The organism is Pseudomonas sp. W5-01 (genome assembly GCF_046540435.1).
In the GTDB taxonomy this organism is placed as follows: Bacteria; Pseudomonadota; Gammaproteobacteria; order Pseudomonadales; family Pseudomonadaceae; genus Aquipseudomonas; species Aquipseudomonas graminis_B.
Window position 1 is genome coordinate 57195 of the sequence record NZ_JAXCIP010000008.1, and the last position, 22424, is coordinate 79618.

Consider the following 22424-nt stretch of genomic DNA (forward strand, 5'->3'; position numbering starts at 1 on the left):
CGCTTCGCCATTTCGCGAGCCTACTAATCTATCCACCCATAAAAACACCCGCTTCGGCGGTTTTTGCATCTATGGAGTAATGAAATTGACCGTATCGACGACCGACATACCTTACGACAGCGGTACCCTGTCTGATTATCTGCGCTTTGGCATAAGTCGAACCGTGGATGCTATAGCTGTCCTGCGCACGCTAGCCTCTTCGCTGAACCAGCGGGCTCTCGTCCTGGGTTACTACACCAAGGGCGATGGCGGCGGCGGCGTGTATTTCATCGACACAGCCGACACTACCAGCTCGGAAAACGGCGGCACTATCATCGTGGCTGCGGACGGTGCCCGATGGAAGCTGGCACGCCAAACGGCAATATCGGTAAAACAGTTCGGCGCCAAGGGCGATGGCACTACTGATGATACCGCGCGCATAAATGCTTGCCTGGCCGCAGCGCAATCCACCTACGTACCGTCCACTCCTGGCGGGTATCTGATTACCAGCAGCCTGGTGATGCCTAACTCAGGCACCAACCTGTTTGGGGATGGCGGTAGTTTCTCCAGCTTTCTGGCCATCAAGAATCAGACCTTCGACCTCATCAACGTAACAGCTACGTCTGATGTGGAGATTAGAAACCTCTATGCGATTGACTCGGCTAACAGGGGCTCGACGTCTGGGCAATTGTACTTTGCCCGCTTCAACACCACTTCTCGGTTCAACGTCTTGAACATCGGCGGCACTAACATTCACTCGGGCATCCTGGCGGGCGCTGATGGTTCGACGGGCGGGGGGGCCAATAGCCGCATTGAAGGTTGCAAGTTCAGCCGCCTTGGCGCGGGAACTGGTGTCGGCGTGCATTACGGGGGTAGTGGGGAGATCCGTGAGCTTATCAACTGCACCTTCGCGGGACCAGGGTCGGGCTCGAATGGTGCGGTGAACGCCTTGGCCGGCGTCCGCATAACAGGTGGCACGGCGATCGTGATCGATGATGTCGAAGCCCCAGGCTGTGGCACGCCGCTGCTCGTTCAGCCTATAGCCGGGTCACAGGTTGCCCATACCAAGGTTAGCAAATTTTGGTGTGACTCCAGTAGCAGCGTCGGCATGTGGCTGGATGGCAGCCTTGGCAGGATTATCAACTTCAGCATTGACCAAAGCTGGTTCTCCAGCAACGGTGTGGGCATTCGGATTAGCGGCTATGCGCACGACGTAGTAGTCATGCAAGCCGAGATTTATCAGAATCGATCCGACGCCATAATCATCGATTCAAATGCCGACGTCCTAGGATTGATCATCGGTGGCGGTACCAGGATCGGGGGCAATGCGGGTAGCGGCATTTCGGTAGGACTTAACGTAGCAGGGTTTCGGGTGCTTAATTGCAACATCGGGTCGAGTTCGCACTTCGGAGCTAACGCAAACGGTATCTACCTGAACGGCGGCAACGATAGCTACGACATCAGCCATAACTCAATCTTGGGAAATACCGGGTCGCAGATCGCTGGCCATATGATGGGAACAGCTACACGTATCGTTAAAGAGAACATCGGATACTCAACTGTTGTGGAAGGTAAATTCGCCGGCAGTACTGACGCGAGTGGGCTGATCACTGTCGCCCACAACTTGGGACGCGTACCAAATATGGTGTTCCCTAGCATCTTTGCAGGGGCTAACCCTAATGCCATTGTGATTCAGCTCGTTTCATACGATGCTAACAATGCCGTATTCAAGGTGTTATCAAACAATGTCGTGTTAGGGGCTGCGTCGGTAACTGTGTATTTCCGCGTAGTTTATTAGTCAGGCGATTTATGAACCGCGGCAAATACAGTTCTGTATTTGTGGCGGCATTAGTAGCCAGTATGACAACCCTAGCCAAGGGGGGATGATCATTTCCGGTATTGAGCAGACCGGTGAGGCATTTTCTTTTCAGTCCCACTGGTGCAGCTTTGAATGACGAAATGGATCAGACCACCTGGATATTCACTGCACAGCTCCTGAGCATTCGGGCGCCTGGCACCTACCTGGTAAAGGTTGAAGGCGACAGGATGGAGGAGGGCGCAGATATTTTCTACGGTGATTTGCTGATCGTGGAGAGAGGGCTCAAGCAGGTCGGGTCATCACCGAAGTCCGCAACCAGCAACCACTGTTCAAGTACCTCGCCTTCGTGGGATATCACACGGTGCTGTGCTGGCCAACCGCAAGTATCCCGACCACTTGATCATGGGAGGGGCTATTTCGATATTTGGGGTTTGGTCGCACACAGCATCCGTGATCACGCTAGGAACTGAGCATGGACTTCAAATAGCGCGATATCGGAATCCGGCACGACTCAGCGGAAATCGCCGTGCGGCGTCAGTCCGCCGTTGAGCGCTGGTCCCGCTACGCCGAAGCGTTGAACCGTGTACGTGCTTGATAAGGGGAATACGCCGAGGCGGCTTACGGGCTCGTGGCGTAAGAGCTGACGTGCCGGATCGGTTCGAGCCTGGTGGAGCTAGAAACGATAGAAGTTTGTGCCGTCGGCAGGACGCGGTTATGGTTGAAAACCGGCGAACGTTAATAGCGTTTCTAGGGTTCGAATCCCTTCCCCGCCAAGCACAGTGTAAAGCCCCGCACATGCGGGGCTTTTTTTCGTTTCTGGGGTTTGGTTGGCATGGGTCCTGAAGCCGGCTTCAGGGCGTCAAAGCAGCCATGGGCTAAAGCCGGAACTTGCCGACCATGTCGTTGAGTCGGACCGCGAGCGTCGACAGTTCGCTGCTTGCCTCCAACGTCTGTCTCGCGCCCTCGGTGCTTTGCATGGCCAAATCCCGAATGCTCACCAGGTTTCTGTCCACATCGCGGGCAACATGGGCTTGTTGCTCCGAAGCCGTCGCGATCTGCATGTTTCGTTCGTTGATTTCAAGGACTGCGTCGGTGATCAGGCGCAGGGACGAGCCTGCGTCTTTCGCAGAGGTCAGCGTGCTGTGAACCTCCTGCCTGCTTTTGTCCATCGATTCCACCGCCGCGGCGGACCCTGACTGGACCTTGGTGATCATCTGCTCGATTTCCTGAGTAGACAGCTGGGTCCGGTGCGCCAGGGCTCGTACCTCATCTGCCACTACGGCAAAGCCGCGTCCTTGTTCCCCGGCGCGCGCCGCTTCAATTGCCGCGTTCAACGCGAGCAGGTTTGTCTGCTCGGCGATGGCGCGGATGACGCTCAGCACTTTCGTAATATCGTCAGCCTGACTGGCCAAGGCCTTGACCTGTACCACAGAGTTGTCCACGAGGTCGGCGAGGTTCGTCATGGCCGTCACCGTGTTGACGACCCGGCGGTTGCCCTCTTCGGCAGATGTGCTGGATGACTGCGCGGCCTCGGACGTCGAGTTCGCGTTTCTTGCGACTTCTTCCACCGCCGCACTCATCTCGGTGACCGCCGTGGCCGCCTGTTCGATCTCACTGTTCTGTCTTTGAAGTGTCCGGTCTGCGTTTTCGGTGATCGATGTCATTTCGACGGACGCGGTGCTCAGTTGGTCGGCCGCTCCCGATATTTCAGTCAGCGTGGTCTTCAAATTGCCGGCCATGAGATTGAGCGCAATCATCAGACTGGATATCTCATCCCGCCCTGTCACGGCGAGGACGCCGGAGAGGTCGCCCGTTGCGATTTTCTCCGCGAAGGTCAACGAACTGCCGACCGGCTTCACGATGCTTCGGGTCAGGGCATAAGCCAGGCCTATGGTGAGCACCGATGCACCCAGAACAACGGAGATAAGAACCATGATGCTGTGGTTGTAAACCTCTGCAGCGCGATGCCCGGCGTTGACGGCGTTCTGTGAATTAAGGTCGCGCAGCTTTGTGAGCTCTGCCTGATACTGCGTCGCGGTCTGCGCCTGTTCGTTGTTGGCGTAGTCCAGCGCGCTTTGATGGTCGGTTTTATTCAGCGAAATAATGTTTTTGACGCCAGCTATGTATTTCTCCATCAGGCCGTTCGCGGTCTGAAACTGCTTGTTATCTTCTTCGTCAGTAATCAGGTGTGCTCGGTAGTAGCCCGTCTTGTCTTCGAGCGTGGCGATGTCTTGAAAAATATTATCGGTGACTTTGCGTTGTGCGTCTGAGCCCGACACCGCCAGCGATCGTATGCTTTCCAGCCGGGTATGCAGCAGAGCGATCTGGATATCGTCAATCACCTGAATGCTGGGCACCACGTCGGTTTCCAGCTTTTGTTCAGTGGCACGCATTTCATCAATTTGAACGTAAGCGAACACGCCAAGGCCTAGCAGGATCAGCGTGATCAGACCGAAGCAGAGCAGCGCTCTGGTCGCAATTCTAAAGTTTTGTAGTTGCATGTGAGTTTCTCCGGAGCTCCAAAGGAAGGCGCTGAGGTCCGTTCCAGCGATCAGCGTGTCTGCCGGATTTTTGAATACTTAAGGTGCGTTCGGCGGATGGGCAGGCCTATGGCTAGCATGTCCGTGGGTTTGCTCAGTGCTAAATAATCAATTAACTAATTCTTCATTCAACGGTGCCAAGGCGTTTGCAAATGCAGCAGGCACGAGGCGATTATTGTTTCATCGGGCTCTCCCCAACTACCTGCCAACTCTTAAGGAACACCATGCCGTTTAAAGACCTTTGCCTGGCATTGCTGGTCATCATCGCGTGGGGTTTGAATTTCATTGTGATCAAATACGGGCTGGATGGCCTGCCGCCGATGCTGCTGGGCGCGTTGCGGTTCACGCTGGTTGCGATTCCTGCCGTGTTTTTCATCCGTCGTCCGCAGTTGCCCTGGTTCTGGCTGCTTGCGTACGGAGCGACCATTTCCTTCGGTCAGTTCGCCTTTCTGTTCGAGAGCATGGCCCATGGCATGCCACCGGGGCTGGCCTCCCTGCTGCTGCAGGCGCAGGCGTTCTTCACGCTGCTGTTCGCGGCGATCTTCATCGGTGAGAAATTACGAGTCTATAGCGTGGCGGGTTTGCTCATCGCCGCGGGCGGGCTGACCCTTATCGGCATGGGCACAGGGGCTGCGACACCGCTGCTGGCGGTGTTGCTGGTGTTGTGCGCGGCCTCGATGTGGGCGTTGGGCAACATCATCACGCGCCGGTTCGGCAACGTCGATCTGGTTGCGCTGGTGGTCTGGGGAGCGATCGTTCCGCCGCTACCGTTTCTCGCCATGTCGCTGTGGCTGGAGGGGCCGGCGCTCATTGAGCATTCATTGCTCAACCTGAGTTGGAGCTCGGTGCTGTCGCTGGCTTATCTGGCCTTCGTCGCCGCGCTCTTCGGCTACATCAGCTGGAGCAAGCTGCTGTCTCGCTACCCGGCGGGCAAGGTCGCGCCGTTTTCCCTGCTGGTGCCGGTGGTCGGCCTTAGCTCCTCGGCTTTGGTGCTGGGCGAGCGACTCAGCGTGCTGCAATGCGCGGGGGGTGTGCTTGTGATGTTGGGTCTGACAGTCAATTTGTTGGGCCCCAAACTCTTCGCTAGAGGACGACGCGCGGTGGCTTGATGACGGGCGACGCCGGATCACTTTCGCAAACCACGCGTATCCATTGCAGCGCTGCGTCTCTGCGCAGCGCAAGCCGTTGCCAAGCCTTCCCGGCGTCACTGCTGACCGTTTTGCTGCGGTCAGTGCCCCATTGGCGTCTCTAAACCGTCCGGTTTGTCATGAATGCCGAAGCGATCCACGAGGGTTGCGCTGGCCTGGTTCATCCCGATGACATCCACCTGGACCCCCAGTCGACGAAGCTTGAGTACGACTTTGTCCAATGCCGCAACCGCCGTAATGTCCCAGAAGTGGGCTTCGCGAAGGTCAATGGCCAGCGTCTCGAGGGGCTCTTTGAGATCAAAGGATCGGATAAACCTGTCCGCTGATCCGAAGAACACCTGACCGGTTACCTCATACGTGCGGTGAGGGTGCTCGGGATCACGGGTTGAGCTCACCTCGAGCTGATGGCCGATCTTGTTTGCGAAGAACATTGCCGCCAGCAAGGTACCCGCCACAACGCCGAAGGCCAGGTTGTCGGTGGCGACCACGACCACGACCGTCACCACCATAACGATGTTGGTTGAAAGCGGGTACTTGTTGAGGTTGCGGATCGAGTCCCAGCTGAACGTACTGATCGACACCATGATCATCACGGCCACCAGCGCCGCCATCGGGATTCTCGCAAGCCAGTCGCCGAGAAACACCATCATGACCAGCAGCGACACCCCGGCGCTCAGCGTCGACAGTCGGGTGCGGCCGCCGGATTTCACATTGATCATTGACTGGCCGATCATTGCGCAACCTGCCATGCCGCCTATCAGGCTGGACGCGATGTTCGCGATGCCTTGCCCCTTGCACTCGCGGTTCTTGTTGCTGGAGGTGTCTGTCAGGTCGTCGACGATGGTCGCGGTCATCATCGACTCCAGCAGCCCTACGATCGCCAGGGCGGCAGAGTAGGGCAAAACGATCAGCAGGGTGTCGAGGTTCAGCGGTACATCCGGCCATAGAAATATCGGCAGGCTGTCAGGCAACGATCCCATGTCGCCTACGGTGTGTACGGTCAGTCCCATCGAGATTGAAATCGCGGTGAGTACGATAATGCACACCAGCGGCGAGGGGAGCAGTTTCCCCAGCACCGGCAGTCGTGGAAACAGGTAAATGATGGCCAGCCCGCCCGCCGTCAGGGCATAAACCGGCCAGGTCACTCCTGTGAGTTCCGGCAGTTGGGCCATGAAAATCAGGATCGCCAAGGCGTTCACGAACCCGGTCACGACGGAGCGGGAGACGAAACGCATCAGCTCACCCAGGCGCAGATAGCCGGCGATGATCTGAAGCACTCCGCACAGCAACGAAGCTGCCAGAAGGTATTGAAGGCCATGGTCCCTGACCAGATTGACCATGAGCAGGGCCATCGCTCCGGTCGCCGCCGACACCATCGCCGGGCGGCCGCCGACGAAAGCGATGACGGTGCAGATGCAGAAAGAGGCATACAGGCCGACCTTAGGGTCGACGCCTGCAATGATGGAGAAGGCGATCGCCTCGGGGATGAGGGCCAGCGCAACAACGAGTCCAGCGAGTACGTTCGCTCTGGCGTCGGACAGCCAGGCGGTTCTGATGTTTTCAAACATTAATTCACCCAGGGCAGGCACGGCATGACGCACAGCGGCGGGCGCTGGGCGATACACGCGTGTCTGTTTCAATTGAGTTGTGGATTAGCCGCGGACAGAAAATCAGGCGCAGCAGGATTCGACCGCAGTCAGGTGGCGGTCAGGGTCAAGCGAGGGGGGCGTAGCGCTAAGGCGGCGTAGGCAGCCAGTTGGAACGGGGCAAGGTAGTACCTTTGGTTATTCATCGTGAGACATGGGCATGATAGTTGTGATCTCGCCGCCCGGTCCAGACTGAATTCGCCCGAGCCGACTGATGGACGTAAGAGCAGTAAAAACAAATCACACGCTTTAACAAATGGAAACGGTTTGCATTAACAATTTATAAAAAGGTTGTTACGATCGGCGCCCTCATAGCTTTTCGCCATGTGGAACGTCGCTCATCAGGGTGATGGGCCGCAGATCAGCTCTCGTCCTTTCCAGGAAGCACCCGATGCTACGTCCCGCCCTGCCAGCCTTGTCGGCACTTGTTGCCCTTGGTTTCTCCAGCCATTCCTTCGCAGCGCCGACGCAGCAGAATTTGCCGGATCAGCCACCGGCAACATCGCTCGCTCAACCGGGCAGTGCCAGCAGCAATTTGGCGTCGGGCGCCGTCGCGCTGGAAGGCTTGAGCATCAACGCCGATTACGGCATTGCGGGGCAGGCGACCACGGAGAATTCGGGCTCTTACACAACGGGTTCCATGAACACGGCAACCAAGCTGCCGCTGTCGATTCGCGAGACGCCGCAGTCGGTGAGTGTGATCACCCGCCAGCGCATGGACGATCAGGGCATGAATGACCTGAACGATGTGGTGAAATACGCGCCCGGCGTGACGTTGCACCGAACGGCGTCGGACCGTCAGGAGTTTCTGGCGCGCGGTTTCAAGATCGACAACATCATGTACGACGGCCTGCCGAGCAGCATCAGCGCCTACACCCAGGACGTGATTTCTGGCGCGGATCTGGCCATGTATGACCGCGTCGAAGTGGTTCGCGGGGCGACGGGCCTGATGACCGGCGCGGGCAGCCCGGCGGCGACGTTGAACCTGGTGCGCAAGCGCCAGACCGCCGTGCCGCAGGTCAGTGTCACCACCAGCGCCGGCAGTTGGGACCGTTACCGCACCGAGGTCGATGCGTCGAACAAGCTCAACGACTCCGGCACCGTTCGCGGCCGCGTGGTGGCGGCGTACGAAGATGACAAGAGCTTCTCCGATATCCGCAAAAATCAGCGGCAGACCTTTTACGGGATTCTCGAAGCCGACCTGAGCGACTCGACCACCTGGACCGTCGGCGCGTCCAAACAGCGTGACGACAACACCTCGGACTGGGGCGGTCTGCCCAGCGGCCCGAACGGCGAAGACCTGCACCTCAAGCGTTCGACGTTCCTCAGCAACGACTGGTCGTACTGGAACAAAGACAACATCATGTTCTTCACCGACGTCACCCACCGTTTCGACAACGGCTGGTCGGCCAAGCTGGCGGGACAGAAGATCTGGGCTGAAGCGGACACCTTCTCCAGCTACATCGGCAACTACGACGGTCTGGGTTTTCAGCAGTACCACGGCAAGTACCGCGACGACGATGACCAGACCAACCTCGACGCCTCCCTCAGCGGGCCGTTTCAGATGTTCGGTCGCGAGCATGAACTGGTCGTGGGCGTGAGCCACCGGCAGGAGAAATTTCACCAGTGGGGCGGCTGGACCGACGGCACGCCCATTGACCTCTACAACCCGACCCATTCACTGCCCAAACCTGACGTCGACACCAGCCTGTACGAAACCCGCAATGCCGCTACCGAAGAAGGGGTTTACGCCGTCGTGCGCTTGAACCCGATCGACCCCCTGCACGTCATCCTCGGCAGCCGCGTCAGCTGGTATGACTTCGACAACCGCGCCGGCAGCGGCGATTACAAGGTGGTCCGCGAAGTCACGCCCTACGCCGGCGTCATCTATGACCTGAACGACACGTACTCGGCCTACGCCAGCTACACCGAAATCTTCAAGCCGCAGACCGAGATGGATTCAGCGCGCTCGGTGTTGAAGCCAATGACGGGCAAGAACTACGAGATCGGCCTGAAGGGCGAATACTTCGACGGCGCGCTGAATACCTCGGTGGCGCTCTTTGAAATGGAGCAGGAAAACCGGGCGTACCTGGTGCAGGACCAGAACTCCACCAATTGCCCGAGCTTCCCGGCGTCCAGCTGCTACGGTGCAGCGGGCAAAGTGCGCAGCCGCGGGATTGATACCGAACTGAGCGGCGCGCTGACGCCGGACTGGCAGTTCTCGGCGTCGTACACCTACGTGCTGAGCCAGTTTGTCGAAGACGGCACCAAAAGCAACGAAGGCAAACTGTTCGCCCCCGAGCAGCCGAAACATCTGTTCAAAGCCGCGACCAGCTACACATTGCCCGGCGAGCTGCACAAATGGCGAGTGGGGGCGGACGTGCTGGCCCAGAGCAAGACCTTCAACCGCGTTGGCGACGGCCAGGCCGATCAGGACGCTTACGGCATCGTCGGCCTGATGGCCGGCTACAAGCTGAACGAGCACTGGGACGGCCGGGTCAACGTCAACAACCTGTTCGACACACGCTACTGGCAGGGCATTCCGATCGCGTCGGGTACCGGCGTTTACGGCGATCCGCGCAACCTGATGTTCTCGGTGAAGTGGACGCTCTGATCACTCCAAACCTGCCCCATTGAGTGCCGCGTGATCGCCATGTGCAGCGATCAAACGTTCTCGTCCTGATCCTCCGTCAGCAAATCGAGCCCGGCCAAGGGCTCGATCAACTGCGCACCCTCGTTGCGCACATTTCCGACCTCTTTGCCCACGGCATGCCAGTGAAAATCGCTGACCGGCCGGCAGCCTTCCTGGGCGATTTGCGCGAGCCGTGAGGCCGGTGTCTGCGGGTCGACCCATTCCCGTGCGAGCTCGGGCGTCAGCACCAGGGGGCGGCGGTCGTGGATGTCGAGCATGCCCGCGTCGCTCGCTGCGGTGATGATGACGAAGCCGTCGCGCTCATCCGGCTCAAGCCCAGGCCTGACCTGTCCCAAGGCGGCGAAGTACATCGGCCCCTGGTCTTTCAGATGAATGAAGTACGGCTGCTTGCGCTTCGAGTCGTTCGGGTCTTTCACCCATTCGTACCAGCCATTGGCCGGGGCCAGGGTGCGACCGTTCGGCCACAGATCCTTGAAGAACTTGCCTGTCATGACCGTTTCGACCCGCGCATTGATCGGGTCGGGCCGTTTACCTTTGGCCCAGTGGGGCGACCAGCCCCAGCGCACTTTGTCGACGCTCAGGCCGTCAGTCACCGGCCGGATGATTTCGACGCGGGTGGTCGGCGCCACGTTGTAACGCTCGATGGGCCAGAGATCGTAGCCGTTGATCACCAACTGCTCTGGCGCAAGCGTCTTGAGGTAATGGTCCATTGGCTCGTAGATCGAGTAGCGTCCGCACATGTGTCACCCGTCGAATTTTCCTGCTTACAACATTGACCGCGCACGGCTGAGAACGTTAACTGTATATACGTACAGTTAACAAACACAAGGTCAGTCCCATGAGTGTCACCATCCTTGGCCGGTTGTCAGCGGCGGGCGAGCGGTTCCCCCTTTATGCCTTTCAAGTACCGGCGGGTTTTCCCTCGCCAGCGGCCGATCACATCGAGCGGCACATCTCGCTGGACGAGCTCTTCGACATCCGCGCGCCCCATGTCTATCTGGTCAAAATAGAAGGCGACAGCATGCAGGGCGCGGGCATCTATTGCGGCGATCTGGTGATTGTCGACCGCAGCCTGTATGCCGAGCATGGCGACATCGTCATCGCCGCGCTGAATACCGAGCCCGTCTGCAAGCGCCTGCACATGCGTGGCAACGAGGTCATCCTCAAGTCCGAGAACACCAAATACCCGCCGCGCTACGTTATGGAGGGCGACGAGCTGCTGATCTGGGGCGTGGTGAAATACAGCGTTCGCGATCACGACAAGGTGATGCACTCGTGATGCAGAGGCTTTCTATATAAGGAAGGCGCGCAGGAGGGGTGTGACAGCACGGGCGTATTGGAACCATTCAAGCGCCCGTGCCACACAGCATAAACCTCTCAGGATGACCTCCCATGCCGCCTGCCTTCCGCCCGTATTCGGGCGTTTTGCGTGTCGTTCGACCGATGCGCATCGCTTCACTGACCGTCGCGGTGCTGTGTGCCGGGTGCCAGTCCTACGGCCCTCCCGAGGCGAGTACCGAACGCACGCCGCGCCTGGTGGCGGGGCTCCATCGCAGCGAAGAGCCGTTGGCTTACTCGCGGCCGACGCAACCCTACGACGGCAGTGATATCTGGCAGCGAATGGGGCAGGATTTCCGCCTGGCCGACGACAATGGCGTCAATGAACGCATCGTGCGTCAGCGCAACTGGCTGCTGGGCAATGCAGGGTTCATCCGCAACGCCAGCCAGCGGGCCAGCCCATATTTGCACTTCATCGTCGAAACCCTCGACCAGCGCGCGATGCCGGCGGAACTGGCCCTATTGCCGATCATCGAGAGCGCCTACAACCCCAAGGCCAATTCGATCCGTGATGCGGCCGGGCTGTGGCAGTTCATGGCGGCCACCGGGCGCGATTTTGACCTGCGCCAGACCGCCTGGTACGACGGCCGCCGGGACGTCGTGGCGTCCAGCAAAGCGGCGATGGATTACCTGACGCGTCTGCATGGCCAGTTCGGTGGCGACTGGCTGTTAGCGATGGCGGCCTATAACGCAGGGGAGGGCACGGTGAGCCGGGCCATCGACGCGAATCAACGGCGAGGGCTACCCACCGATTACTGGCACCTGAGCCTGCCGAAAGAAACCCAGGATTACGTGCCGCGCCTGCTGGCGCTGTCGTTGCTGGTGCGCGAACCCGAGACCTATGGTGTGAAACTCAGCCCGGTGGCCAACGCGCCGTATTTCACGGAGCTGGAGCTGGCGCGGCCGGTGGATCTGGAGCGCCTCGCTGTCAGCGCCGGCATCGATCGCTCGGTGCTGTTGAACCTCAACCCGGCATTTCTGCGCAAAAAAACAGCCGACGGACCCTCTCGCCTGCTCGTGCCTCGCGACCAGTTCGAGCAGCTTTCCGCCACTCTGGACAAAATGACCGACGACGTCGTGCACGGTAACGAGGCACTGGCGGTCACGACTGCCACGGCGTCAGCGGGAATTGTGCGCCCCTGAGGCGACGCCTCAGCCGTGAGGTTGTCCGCTTCGGGCCCACTTTTGGCAGCAATGGGCTCGCCGTGTACCGGCGCAGACACACATCCGCCCGCCTGCTTTGCACGTCCCATCGACCCGGATGAGCCGGGTCAGACTTATTCACACAATGAATTAACGAAAATTTCAGCGAACTTTGCCGGCGTTTTGTAAAAACGCCGATACATCATGGCCAGTCGCCTTCGAAGACACAATTCGAAACATCCACTGCCCTAGGTTGATGAGCCTTTTGGCTCGTTGAGCAGTGCCTCGCAGATCATCCTGCGCGGCGAGGAATAGTTGGATCCCATTACCGAATCGTTATTGATCCGCAAACCTTTGCTTCGCTGTTAATAGTTAAAATCACGATAGTCGGTATGTCCGACCCGCTAAACGCAAGGGGTTTGGACCTATACGCGAGAGTACAGTAAAGCGTGTTCGGAAAACCGACTTGGCTCAGTCGGATTTCCGAACGGAGTTAAACTAGCCTTCCTTGAAACTAATAATTCAGGTGTCAATGATAGGGTCGCTTTAAATAGGTGCGTGACGTTATATAAGTTATAAAGGGGCGGGATATATAAGTCAGGCGATCAAGTAAGTTCGCATTACTTGTCCGGGACGAGCGAATATTAAATACGCGGTGGTCGAGCGCGCGCGGGGAATGACAATAAGTTTGAAACGGCATGAGTCAGCGTGCTGGCTTGTCAACCGCTTCGCCGCCGCCGTAGCGATGAGGGGAAGACAGAGGGGACGCACCATGGCAGAGCATAACCTGATGATTGTTAAGCTATTGTGATGCAGGCGCCAGGCCGGCCGGGCCGTTGGACGCCTCCGACGCTTCATCGTCCAGTCGGGGGCAACGGATGATTTTAAATAGTCGTTTGAATGTTTTGCGGATAATTAGTTGTCTTCGTCAATAAAGTCAAAGTGCTATCACTGGTCGCGTGTGAAGTAGGTCTCGCGACGTCGGGGAACTAAATTTAATTGTGGGTGCCTTTGTAATGCGTGGTATTAATAAATCGCTTGCTCCCACTACGAGAGGTATCGATGAAAGAAGAAATCGATGTAAGCGACTGTTCCTGTCCGCCAGAAAATGTGGCGCTGGATATCCAGCAGATAGCATTGAATACCGCAAACCTGAGTATGGATTTGCTGCTGTGCGGGGAGACAGGAACAGGCAAAGACACGCTGGCCAAACGTATTCATGACTTGTCCGGTCGGACAGGTTCTTTCATCGGTATGAACTGCGCGGCTATTCCGGAATCTCTCGCGGAAAGTCAGCTGTTCGGGGTCGTGAACGGCGCCTATACCGGTGTCAGTCGGTCTCGGGAGGGGTACATCGAAGCGGCCTGCGGCGGCACGCTGTACCTGGACGAGATCGACAGCATGCCGCTGAGCCTGCAGGCCAAGCTGCTGCGGATTCTGGAAACCCGGGGCATCGAGCGCCTGGGGTCGACCGATTTCATTCCGGTGGACCTTCGGGTCATCGCTTCGGCGCAGCGCCCTCTGGATGAACTCGTGGAACAAGGGCTTTTTCGTCGCGACCTGTTTTTCCGGCTCAATGTGCTGACTATTCAAATGCCAGCCTTGCGCAAGCGTCGCGAGCAGATCCTGCCATTGTTCGACCAGTTCACCCAGCAAGTCGCCGCCGATTTTGGCTGCCCGGTTGCCGAGCTGGACAATCGCCTGGTGCAGGTCCTGCTCAGCCATTCATGGCCCGGCAACATTCGCGAGCTGAAGTCGGCCGCCAAGCGGTTTGTGCTGGGGTTCCCGCTGCTGGGCGGCGATGCACCTGCGGACCGTGACCTGGAAACCGGCCTGAAGACCCAACTGCGCGTTATCGAAAGGATGCTCATCGAAGACGCACTCAAGCGTCACAAACACAGCCTGGAAGCGGTGGTGCAGGAGCTCGAAATTCCTCGGCGCACCTTGTACCACCGGATGAAGGAGCTGGGGATGAATGATGCTGAAGAAGCGGTGATTTCGTAGGACCGGCTTCAGCCGGGAAGAGGCCGGTGTGAAAGGCATGAGATGTGTGGTGTGACGCCTGACGCCTTCCCGGCTAAAGCCGGTCCTACAAACGCGAGTTCCGCCCTGAAGCCCCACAAATACCTGCCTCACCAAGCGCGCTGTTTCGCAATGGACGCCTCGCAGCCAATCTCGCGCAGCCAATGTCGCGTAACCCTGAGATACCAGAGGTCGTGGATGAGTGTGTACGAGTTATTCGATGAGCAACTGGAGGACGACCATCAGGTGCCGAACCTGCGGGTGGTGGCCCGCAGTCTCGGCCAGTTGGGGATCGACCTGCTGCTGTCAGGCGAAACCGGGACTGGCAAGGACACCGTCGCCAGCCGGATTCATGCGCTGTCCGGTCGTAAGGGCCGGCTGGTGGCGATGAACTGCGCGGCCATCCCGGAATCCCTGGCCGAGAGCGAACTGTTCGGCGTGGTCAGCGGCGCCTACACCGGTGCCGATCGGGCCCGGGTTGGCTACATCGAAGCGGCCCAGGGCGGCACGTTGTACCTCGACGAGATCGACAGCATGCCCTTGGCCCTGCAAGCCAAACTCCTGCGGGTGCTGGAAACGCGCTCCATCGAACGCCTCGGCTCGACATCACCGATTGCCCTGGACGTGTGCGTCATCGCCTCGGCTCAGCGCTCCCTTGACGAGATGGTCGAACAGGGACGTTTTCGCCGGGACCTGTATTTCCGCCTGAACGTCTTGACCGTGACCCTGGCGCCTTTGCGCGAGCAGAGGGCGCGCATCCTGCCGTTGTTCGCGCGTTTTGCTGAAGCCGCGGCGCAGGAATCGGGTGTTCCGATGCCCGAGACCACTGGCGTGCTGCGCCACGTCCTGCTCAACCACGACTGGCCGGGCAATATCCGCGAACTGAAATCAGCCGCCAAGCGTCACGTCATGGGCTTTCCGCTGCTGGGCGGGGAGGCCAGCGAAGAGGGCGAATCATCGGGCCTGAGATCGCAGTTGCGGGTCATCGAAAAAGCGCTGATTCAAGCCGCGCTCAAGCGCCACAACAACAGCGTCGATGCCGTGAGTCAGGAGCTCGAAATTCCCCGTCGGACGCTCTACCACCGCATGAAAGAGCTCGACGTCTGACCTCCGTTTATCCCGCTTTCTCTGGCGACACACCCTGCGTTCAAACGGCCAGATCCGCAGCGTCCCCGCCTGCTACGAACTTTATTGAGCGACATGGGAACCGATCCTGAGGTCCGGGCCACCCATTGGCACCAAGCACTTTCGCTGGTGATGACTCAGGAGTGTTCGACATGCCAAATCCAATAGCAATGGTCGGTGGCCTCGCCAACAGCTTTATCACTGGCGCTGGGCAGGCGACTCAGCAGGGCGCCAACGCTGTGACCAAAGTCCAGCAGGAAGGCCAGATCACTGATTCCGCTGCCCCTTCCAAGGCCGAAGCGGCACAAAACGCCGCCACCGAAAAGGCCGATGCCAGCCAGGCGCGCCTGATTGCCATGCAGACCGAAGCCGACATCCGCAAGCAGACCAACGATGTCCTCAGCGCCATCCGTTCCGGCAAGGAAGACAGCGCCAACAAGGCGATCAGTGCCGAAGCGCAGAACGCCAAGGGCATCAGCTACTGATCGGTCCGAGCGCCCCCTGAAAAGGGGGGCATCCACCTAAGGATGGAGGTTTCATGCTAAGTCTCAATGCCAATACCAATCCGCTGCAAAACCTGCACATCGGCACCGTGGCTTCCCAGCCGACGTCAGGCGGCGACAAGACCCCGCAGTCGCTGAAGGACGTCATTGATCAGCTGGCTCAGGCGCTGACCAAGGACGGGCACCTGGACAAGGAATCGCCGCTGGGCCAGATGGTCGGCAAGCAGATGGAGAAGAACAATCCGTTGGCGTCCCTGATCGGCGGCAATCCGGACATGATCAAGGCGGCGCTGGGCGACCTGATCAAAGACAAGCTGGGCGACAATTTTGGTGCTGCCGCCGATGCAGGCCAGGCGGGTGCCGGCGCGCCGGACCTGATGTCAAAGACCCTCAACGGTCTGGCCAAGGCCTCACTGGACGACCTCCTGACCAAGACGGACAAAGGCACCACCTTCTCCAAGGGCGACATGCCGCTGCTGGAAAAAATCGCTGAATTCATGGACCAGCGCACGGCCCAGGATCCGGTCAAATTCCCGGCACCGGACTCGGGCTCCTGGAAGAATGAGCTCACGGCTGAGGGCGACAACTTCCTCGACGGCAAAGAGACCGCTGATTTCCGTTCTGCGCTCGACTCTCTGGGCGGTCAACTCGATCAGCAACAGAACGGCCTCAGTGATGCCGGCGGCGGATCGCAGCTGAGCAGCCTTTCTCCCGCCGATCCATCGGGCGGCGCTATGCAAACCCCCGGCAGCGTGAATCAGGACCTCGGCCAACTGCTGGGCGATCTGCTGCAGAAGGGCGTCAATGCCAGCGTCGGCGGCGGCCTCGGTACGCCGATGAACGACGCGTCTCAGTCGGGCGGTGCCACCCAGAGCGTGACCCAGGACCTGGGGCAACTGCTCAGCGGCCTGATCAAGAAAGGGCTTGAAGCTGAACAGAACGGTGCCGGCGTCAACGGCGCAGGCGGGCAAAACCCGTTCGCCCAACAGGATCAGCAAAACACCCTGGCCCAGGCCGCTGCTGCCCTTGTCTCGGCATTGGTGGGCGGTGGCAACAGCAGCAATAGCAACAGCCTGTCCTGAACCGAGCTGCGCCCCTCGACACCGTCTGCCGGAGAACCCCCGTGACCCTTTCCAATGTCAACCAACTCAAATCGCCGTCCACCGATCTTGAGCCTCGCCTGGATCAGGGATTGGTCAGCGGGCCTTCGCAGGCGGACGTCGATCTGTTCAACGCCGCCATGCGTCCCGAGCTGTCGATGCAGCAAAGCCATTTGTCCGAACAGATCGCCAGCGCGCTGTCGGACCGTCTTGGCGCCACCGACAAGCTCTCGCAGCAAGCGGCGCGCAAGATGAAACGGGCGTCCACCACCGACGACCCGCTGGAAATTTCCCAGATGAGCCGGTCGCTGTCGCAGTATTCGCTGCAAATGGCGCTGACCACCAAAGTCGTCAGCAAGAGCGCCCAGGCCCTCGATAAACTGACCAACCTGCAGTAGAGGCATGCCGTGAAATACCTGACTGCAGGACTGATCTGCCTGATGCTGCTGCTCAGCGGGTGCAGCGATGACACGGACCTGTTCACCGGGATGTCCGAGCAGGATTCCAACGACGTGATCGCCAGCCTCGCCGACCAGCACATCGACGCGCGCAAGCGCAGCGAGAAGACCGGTGTGGTCATCAGCGTGCCGACCGCCGAGATCAACCGTGCCGTGCGGATCCTCGATGCGGCCGGCCTGCCGCGTCGTTCGCGCACCAGCCTGGGTGAAATCTTCAAGAAAGAAGGGGTGATTTCCACGCCGCTGGAAGAGCGCGCGCGGTACATCTATGCCTTGTCCCAGGAGCTGGAAGCGACGCTGTCGCAGATCGACGGCGTGATCGTCGCCCGCGTGCATGTGGTACTGCCTGAACGCATCGCGCCGGGCGAGCCGGTGCAGCCGGCTTCAGCGGCGGTGTTCATCAAACACACCTCGGCCCTCGACCCCGACAGCGTGCGCGGGCGTATTCAGCAGATGGTCGCCAGCAGCATTCCCGGCATGTCCGGCGAGCCCCTGGATTCGAAGAAATTCGCCATCGTGTTCGTGCCGGCGGCGGAGTTTCAGGACACCGAACGGCTGGTGAGTTTCGGGCCGTTTCTGGTCGACAGCGCCAACCTCGATTTCTGGAACCGCATGCTGTGGCTCGCGCCGTTTGCCGCGCTGCTGCTGATTGCCCTGATCGTGTTGGCCCTGCGCGGTGACTGGCGCGATGCGCTGTTGCAACGCATCGGCCTGCGCCGCAGTGCCCGGACGAGCATGCCGGTGAGGGCGTAATGCTCAGCGCCGAGGAGCACTGGATTCGCTGGTGGTGTGCGCCATGGGAATGGGCCCATGCCGACTGGATCGACGTGTTTGCGGACCACTGTGGCGTGACGCGCGAGGATGGCACCGAGTTGCTCGGCACGCGGCACGACGTCTTTCTGCACAGCGTCGGCGTGGTCCCGAGCCAACCGCCGCCGCCCGTTGACTCGATGATGCAATGGCTGCAACTGGACGAAGCGCAGCAGCAGCAGGCGCTGTCGTTGGCCGGCCGCATCTGTTTCGGCCAGGGCGGGCAGGCGAGCGCTGATCACGCCGGGCACGTGCATGAGCCCTGGTGCCGCGCCGTGGCCAAGGCGTTGCGGCCCGGTTTATGGCTGGACGCCTCGGTGAGCGATGCGCGCGTATTGCTGGCGGCGTGGGCGGGCGAGCCTTGCTGGTCACGGCTGCGCCTGTCGTGGGCGCCGGATGTGTTGCCGACGGCGTGCGCCGAGCTGCCCGAGAACAAGCTGCAAACCCTCTGGCACTCGGTGTTGTGGCGAGTGACGACGCCTTGATGATTGCCGTTACCTCATTGTATTTCAGGAGCTGAACATGCTCGCCAAGCGTCGTCTCGTGTTGTCTTCCTCCGCCGTGCTGGTCACCGACATCCTGCGTCGCGAAGACCTGGCCGGTACCGTGCTCGCCGCTGAGGTGCTGGACAATGCCCGGGCAGAAGCCGAGCAGATTCTGGCCGCCGCCCACGCCCAGGCGCAGCACGAAAAGGATCAGGCGCTGGCGCAATTCTGGGACAGCGCCAACGGTTTTCTGCAGCACCTGGAGCAGCAGCGACTGGCCTTGGCCGAGGCGTCGATGGAGGCCGTGGAAGCCCTGCTCAATGAGGCCCTTGCCGAGTTGCTCGACCAGACCACACTCGCTGAACGCAGCCGCGCCCTGATGCGCAATCTGGCTGCCGGACAGTCCGTTGAAACCACCGCCGTGCTCAGCGCCCATCCCGACATGCTCGACAGCCTCGGCGAGTGGCTGTCGGCCAGTCGATTCGCCGGTCACTGGCAGCTCAAGCCCGACCCTGCCCTGGCGCCGCAGACCCTGCGCCTGAGCGACGCCAACGGCGCGTTCGACATCGACTGGGACAGCCTGCGCCGCGGGCTGGTGGGGTCTTCGGCGCCTTCATGAGATTTTCTTGACCCGGTTGTGACGGTTCATGGAACCGGAGCGGCCGCAGGTTCCACTCAGGGGTTGAATCCCTCAGTTGGAGCCACCGGCATGATCAGTTTCAAATCCCTGCAAAACCACCTCGATCACTCCTATTCCCGCGCCCAGGACGACATGCAGGAGGCCGCCGAAACCGCCTCGGAAAGCGGCACCATGGAAGACTTCCAGGCGTTCAGCGATGCCTCGCAGCAGACCAACGTCGCCAACATGATCCTCAACGAAGGGCTGCGCGCCAAACACGGCATCACCAAAGCGATCATCGATGGAATTCAGTGAATTCAGCACGATCCTCGCTCAGTGGTGGGAGCGACGTCCGCTCGCACCACTGGACTGCTGGATCGACGATGCCAACGCGCGACTGGCGGTGTCGGGCAACGGCATTCGCCTGAGCCTCGATGTGCTTGATCCCTACGACGGCAGCGACCCGCAACGCCTCGACGCGGTACTCGCCCAGGGCGGTGCCGGCGTGGCCTGTGCCTGTGAGGGCGGACTGGCGATCGACCCCGACACCCGCTGCGTGGTGTTGGTCAGCTGGATTCCCGACCCCTGCAATCCCACGCAACTGCTCGAACGTCTGGAGCGCCTGGCCAATCAGCGCGCCGCGATGCTCAGCCTCATGCAAACCTCGATTCGCAGCGCGACCGCCTCGTCGTCCCGCTCGACCCTCAAAACCTGGCAACCGGGAGTGTGAAATGCGCAAGGCCTTAATGTGGTTGCCTTTGCTGATGATCGGCATCGGCGCGCCGGCGCTGGCAGCGGTGCCTGACGCCTGGAAACACACCGCCTACGCCTACGATGCGCGGCAGACCGAGCTGGCCACTGCGCTGGCAGACTTCGCCAAGGAGTTCGGCATCGGTCTGGACATGCCGGCGATGCCGGGCACGCTGGACGGGCGCATTCGTGCGCAGAACCCTCAGGAATTCCTCGACCGGCTGGGTCAGGAGCATCACTTCCAGTGGTTCGTCTACAACGAGACCCTGTACATCAGCCCGACCAGCGAACAGACCTCGGCGCGGATCGAAGTGTCGCCGGAAGCGGTCGATGACCTGCAGCAGGCGCTGTCCGATGTCGGCCTGCTGGACAAGCGTTTCGGCTGGGGCGCCTTGCCCGACGAAGGGGTGGTGCTGGTGCGCGGTCCGGCCAAGTACGTCGACTTCGTGCGCAGTTACAGCAAGAAGGTCGAGGCACCGGAAAAAGCCGAGAAGCAGGACGTCGTGGTCCTGCCGCTGAAGTACGCCAACGCCGCCGACCGCACCATTCGTTATCGCGATCAACAGCTCACCGTCGCCGGCGTCGCGAGCATTCTTCAGGAGCTGCTGGAAAGCCGCTCCCGTGGCGAATCCATCAACGGTGTCAATCTGCTGCAAGGGCAGGGTGGTACAGCCGGATCCGGAGGCGGCACCACGTCGTCGGGCCTGAATTACGGCGGCATGGAAGGCCAGGGTTTCGACACCGGCGCCATCGAACAGGGGCTGGACCGAGTGCTGGGTTCCCGTGGCAAGCGCGGCGGGTCCTCCAATGAAGAGAAGGGCCGTTCGAAGATCCGCGTCAGCGCCGACGTGCGCAACAACTCGGTGCTGATCTATGACCTGCCCAAACGCCGGGCGATGTACGAGAAGCTGGTCAAGCAACTGGACACGCCGCGTAACCTGATCGAGATCGACGCGGTGATTCTCGACATCGACCGCAACGAACTGGCGCAGCTGTCCAGCCGTTGGAATTTCAAGGGCGGCAGCGTGAGCGGCGGCGCCAACCTGTTCGAGCAGGGCACCAGCACCACGCTGTTTATCCAGGATGCCGGTAAATTTTCGGCCGATCTGCATGCCCTCGAAGGCAACGGCGCGGCGTCGGTGATCGGCAATCCGTCGATTTTGACCCTGGAAAACCAGCCGGCGGTGATCGACTTCAGCCGCACCGAATACCTCACTGCCACTTCCGAACGCGTCGCCGACATTCAGGCCATCACGGCGGGCACCAGCTTGCAGGTGATTCCGCGCTCCCTGGACCAGAACGGCAAATCCCAGGTGCAACTGATCGTCGACATCGAAGACGGCCAGATAGACACCTCGCAAATCAACGAAGATCAGCCGGCGGTGCGCAAGGGCAACGTCAGCACCCAGGCGGTGATCGCGGAGCATGGTTCGCTGGTGATCGGCGGATTCCACGGGCTGGAAACCACCGACAAGGTCAACAAAATCCCGCTGCTGGGCGACATCCCGGTGATCGGCAAGCTGCTGTTCCAGTCCCGCAGTCGCGAGCTGAACCAGCGTGAGCGCCTGTTCATCCTCACGCCTCGGCTGATCGGCGATCAGATCAATCCGGCGCGCTACGTGCAGAACGGCAACCCCCACGATGTCGATGACCAGATGAAGCGCATCAAGGAACGTCGCGACGGTGGTGAACAACCGACCCGCAGCGATGTGCAGAACGCCTTCACCCAGTTGCTCGACGGCGTGACCCCGGTGGGCTTCAACAGCGGCGAGACCCTGCCGTTCGAAGCCGACAGCCTGTGTGATCCGGGCGTCGGCCTGAGCATGGATCGCCAGCGTTCCCAGTGGTTTACCCGCAAGGACTGGGGCATCGCGGTGGTCGTGGCGCGCAACACCACCAGCAAGCCGGTGCGCATCGACGAAAGCCGCTGTGGCGGTCGCTGGGTGATGGGTGTCAGCGCCTGGCCCCATGCGTGGCTGCAGCCGGGGGCGGAGAGTGAAATCTACATCGCCCTGCGTCAGCCGCAGGTGTCGAGCAAGGCCAAACAGAACCGACCTTCGCTGCTCAAGGGGGCTACACGATGAACCTGCGCGGTTTGCTTTTGCTTTTTCTGGTCACTGCCACGTTGGCGGGGTGTGCCACCCATGGGTGCTCGGGTTATTCGTGCAAGCGGCCAGATTCCAATGAGCGGGAGTTGGTGATCTGGTGGCCGCCGGACATGCGTCAGGGGATTGATGAGCGTGACCATGAGCAGGATTTTACTGTGGTGCCATTAAAGGACTGAGC

General features: G+C 60.2%; 19 protein-coding genes and 2 pseudogenes. 17 read left to right on the forward strand and 4 right to left on the reverse strand.

Annotation, left to right across the window (positions count from 1 at the left end; all coding sequences use genetic code 11):
* The first annotated feature begins 85 nt into the window (after positions 1–85).
* Entirely contained in the window at positions 86–1777 is a 1692-nt protein-coding gene (locus SLW75_RS22505; protein ID WP_410935480.1) for a glycosyl hydrolase family 28-related protein, read from the forward strand.
* Between the two features lie 896 nt (positions 1778–2673).
* Here SLW75_RS22505 and SLW75_RS22510 read toward each other — a convergent pair.
* Both SLW75_RS22510 and SLW75_RS22515 read right to left on the reverse strand, forming a co-directional pair.
* Positions 2674–3555 (reverse strand): methyl-accepting chemotaxis protein, encoded by an 882-nt coding sequence (locus tag SLW75_RS22510; RefSeq protein WP_410935579.1) that lies wholly within the window; start codon positions 3553–3555, stop codon positions 2674–2676.
* Positions 3532–4299 (reverse strand): annotated as a pseudogene (locus tag SLW75_RS22515) (MCP four helix bundle domain-containing protein); the annotation flags it as partial. The gene SLW75_RS22510 and the pseudogene SLW75_RS22515, both read right to left, overlap by 24 nt.
* Before the next feature lie 263 nt (positions 4300–4562).
* On the opposite strand from SLW75_RS22515, the gene SLW75_RS22520 reads away from it, so the two are divergent.
* A complete protein-coding gene (locus tag SLW75_RS22520) occupies positions 4563–5447 on the forward strand; it encodes an EamA family transporter (RefSeq protein WP_410935481.1) in 885 nt (294 codons plus the stop codon).
* A gap of 119 nt (positions 5448–5566) precedes the next feature.
* On the opposite strand, the gene SLW75_RS22525 is transcribed toward SLW75_RS22520, so the two are convergent.
* Complete coding sequence (locus SLW75_RS22525) at positions 5567–7054, reverse strand: SulP family inorganic anion transporter (RefSeq protein ID WP_410935482.1); 1488 nt, start codon at positions 7052–7054, stop codon at positions 5567–5569.
* A gap of 469 nt (positions 7055–7523) precedes the next feature.
* On the opposite strand from SLW75_RS22525, the gene SLW75_RS22530 reads away from it, so the two are divergent.
* Positions 7524–9746 (forward strand): TonB-dependent siderophore receptor, encoded by a 2223-nt coding sequence (locus tag SLW75_RS22530; RefSeq protein ID WP_410935483.1) that lies wholly within the window; start codon positions 7524–7526, stop codon positions 9744–9746.
* 50 nt (positions 9747–9796) lie between these two features.
* Here the strand turns inward: SLW75_RS22530 and SLW75_RS22535 are convergent, their stop codons facing one another.
* On the reverse strand, positions 9797–10525 hold the full coding sequence (locus SLW75_RS22535; protein ID WP_410935484.1) for an SOS response-associated peptidase family protein: 729 nt from the start codon (positions 10523–10525) through the stop codon (positions 9797–9799).
* 98 nt (positions 10526–10623) lie between these two features.
* Between SLW75_RS22535 and SLW75_RS22540 the strand changes: the two genes are divergently transcribed.
* From SLW75_RS22540 to hrpT, 14 genes and pseudogenes are all read left to right on the forward strand, one after another.
* Complete coding sequence (locus tag SLW75_RS22540) at positions 10624–11064, forward strand: LexA family protein (protein ID WP_065989204.1); 441 nt, start codon at positions 10624–10626, stop codon at positions 11062–11064.
* A 113-nt stretch (positions 11065–11177) separates the two neighbouring features.
* Positions 11178–12263 (forward strand): annotated as a pseudogene (locus SLW75_RS22545) (transglycosylase SLT domain-containing protein); the annotation flags it as partial.
* 1065 nt (positions 12264–13328) lie between these two features.
* Complete coding sequence (locus SLW75_RS22550) at positions 13329–14270, forward strand: sigma 54-interacting transcriptional regulator (protein ID WP_192134539.1); 942 nt, start codon at positions 13329–13331, stop codon at positions 14268–14270.
* Positions 14271–14486: 216 nt separating this feature from the next.
* Positions 14487–15395 carry a sigma 54-interacting transcriptional regulator gene (locus tag SLW75_RS22555; protein WP_192134537.1) on the forward strand — a complete coding sequence of 303 codons (909 nt, stop codon included), beginning with the start codon at positions 14487–14489 and terminating at the stop codon, positions 15393–15395.
* Positions 15396–15565: 170 nt separating this feature from the next.
* Positions 15566–15898 (forward strand): hypothetical protein, encoded by a 333-nt coding sequence (locus SLW75_RS22560; RefSeq protein WP_065989208.1) that lies wholly within the window; start codon positions 15566–15568, stop codon positions 15896–15898.
* Between the two features lie 53 nt (positions 15899–15951).
* On the forward strand, positions 15952–16998 hold the full coding sequence (locus SLW75_RS22565; protein WP_192134534.1) for a harpin HrpZ family protein: 1047 nt from the start codon (positions 15952–15954) through the stop codon (positions 16996–16998).
* 41 nt (positions 16999–17039) lie between these two features.
* On the forward strand, positions 17040–17414 hold the full coding sequence (gene sctI / locus SLW75_RS22570; protein ID WP_192134532.1) for a type III secretion system inner rod subunit SctI: 375 nt from the start codon (positions 17040–17042) through the stop codon (positions 17412–17414).
* Positions 17415–17423: 9 nt separating this feature from the next.
* Positions 17424–18227 (forward strand): type III secretion system inner membrane ring lipoprotein SctJ, encoded by an 804-nt coding sequence (gene sctJ, locus SLW75_RS22575; protein ID WP_369319888.1) that lies wholly within the window; start codon positions 17424–17426, stop codon positions 18225–18227.
* The gene (locus tag SLW75_RS22580; RefSeq protein ID WP_410935485.1) at positions 18227–18769 is read left to right on the forward strand and encodes a type III secretion protein; all 543 of its coding nucleotides are present in this window, start codon (positions 18227–18229) and stop codon (positions 18767–18769) included. Before sctJ ends, SLW75_RS22580 begins: the two co-directional genes overlap by 1 nt.
* 37 nt (positions 18770–18806) lie before the next feature.
* Positions 18807–19388, forward strand: coding sequence for a type III secretion system stator protein SctL (sctL, locus tag SLW75_RS22585; protein ID WP_369319887.1), 582 nt, complete (start codon positions 18807–18809; stop codon positions 19386–19388).
* 90 nt (positions 19389–19478) lie between these two features.
* On the forward strand, positions 19479–19703 hold the full coding sequence (locus SLW75_RS22590) for a type III secretion protein (RefSeq protein WP_410935486.1): 225 nt from the start codon (positions 19479–19481) through the stop codon (positions 19701–19703).
* Complete coding sequence (locus SLW75_RS22595; protein ID WP_410935487.1) at positions 19690–20118, forward strand: type III secretion protein; 429 nt, start codon at positions 19690–19692, stop codon at positions 20116–20118. The genes SLW75_RS22590 and SLW75_RS22595 overlap by 14 nt, the downstream gene beginning before the upstream one ends.
* A 1-nt stretch (position 20119) precedes the next feature.
* Entirely contained in the window at positions 20120–22222 is a 2103-nt protein-coding gene (sctC, locus tag SLW75_RS22600) for a type III secretion system outer membrane ring subunit SctC (RefSeq protein ID WP_410935488.1), read from the forward strand.
* A complete protein-coding gene (gene hrpT, locus SLW75_RS22605; protein WP_410935489.1) occupies positions 22219–22422 on the forward strand; it encodes an HrpT family type III secretion system protein in 204 nt (67 codons plus the stop codon). The genes sctC and hrpT overlap by 4 nt, the downstream gene beginning before the upstream one ends.
* Positions 22423–22424: the final 2 nt, after the last annotated feature.

Bases quoted from the DNA above. Each gene is read 5' to 3' on its own strand.
- SLW75_RS22520 (WP_410935481.1), top strand. From the start codon at position 4,563: ATGCCGTTTAAAGACCTTTGCCTGGCATTGCTGGTCATCATCGCGTGG.
- SLW75_RS22535 (WP_410935484.1), bottom strand. From the start codon at position 10,525: ATGTGCGGACGCTACTCGATCTACGAGCCAATGGACCATTACCTCAAG.
- SLW75_RS22580 (WP_410935485.1), top strand. From the start codon at position 18,227: ATGCTCAGCGCCGAGGAGCACTGGATTCGCTGGTGGTGTGCGCCATGG.
- SLW75_RS22595 (WP_410935487.1), top strand. From the start codon at position 19,690: ATGGAATTCAGTGAATTCAGCACGATCCTCGCTCAGTGGTGGGAGCGA.
- SLW75_RS22525 (WP_410935482.1), bottom strand. From the start codon at position 7,054: ATGTTTGAAAACATCAGAACCGCCTGGCTGTCCGACGCCAGAGCGAAC.
- SLW75_RS22555 (WP_192134537.1), top strand. From the start codon at position 14,487: ATGAGTGTGTACGAGTTATTCGATGAGCAACTGGAGGACGACCATCAG.
- hrpT (WP_410935489.1), top strand. From the start codon at position 22,219: ATGAACCTGCGCGGTTTGCTTTTGCTTTTTCTGGTCACTGCCACGTTG.
- SLW75_RS22540 (WP_065989204.1), top strand. From the start codon at position 10,624: ATGAGTGTCACCATCCTTGGCCGGTTGTCAGCGGCGGGCGAGCGGTTC.
- SLW75_RS22590 (WP_410935486.1), top strand. From the start codon at position 19,479: ATGATCAGTTTCAAATCCCTGCAAAACCACCTCGATCACTCCTATTCC.
- SLW75_RS22510 (WP_410935579.1), bottom strand. From the start codon at position 3,555: ATGATTGCGCTCAATCTCATGGCCGGCAATTTGAAGACCACGCTGACT.
- sctL (WP_369319887.1), top strand. From the start codon at position 18,807: ATGCTCGCCAAGCGTCGTCTCGTGTTGTCTTCCTCCGCCGTGCTGGTC.
- sctC (WP_410935488.1), top strand. From the start codon at position 20,120: ATGCGCAAGGCCTTAATGTGGTTGCCTTTGCTGATGATCGGCATCGGC.
- SLW75_RS22550 (WP_192134539.1), top strand. From the start codon at position 13,329: ATGAAAGAAGAAATCGATGTAAGCGACTGTTCCTGTCCGCCAGAAAAT.
- SLW75_RS22530 (WP_410935483.1), top strand. From the start codon at position 7,524: ATGCTACGTCCCGCCCTGCCAGCCTTGTCGGCACTTGTTGCCCTTGGT.
- SLW75_RS22565 (WP_192134534.1), top strand. From the start codon at position 15,952: ATGCTAAGTCTCAATGCCAATACCAATCCGCTGCAAAACCTGCACATC.
- SLW75_RS22560 (WP_065989208.1), top strand. From the start codon at position 15,566: ATGCCAAATCCAATAGCAATGGTCGGTGGCCTCGCCAACAGCTTTATC.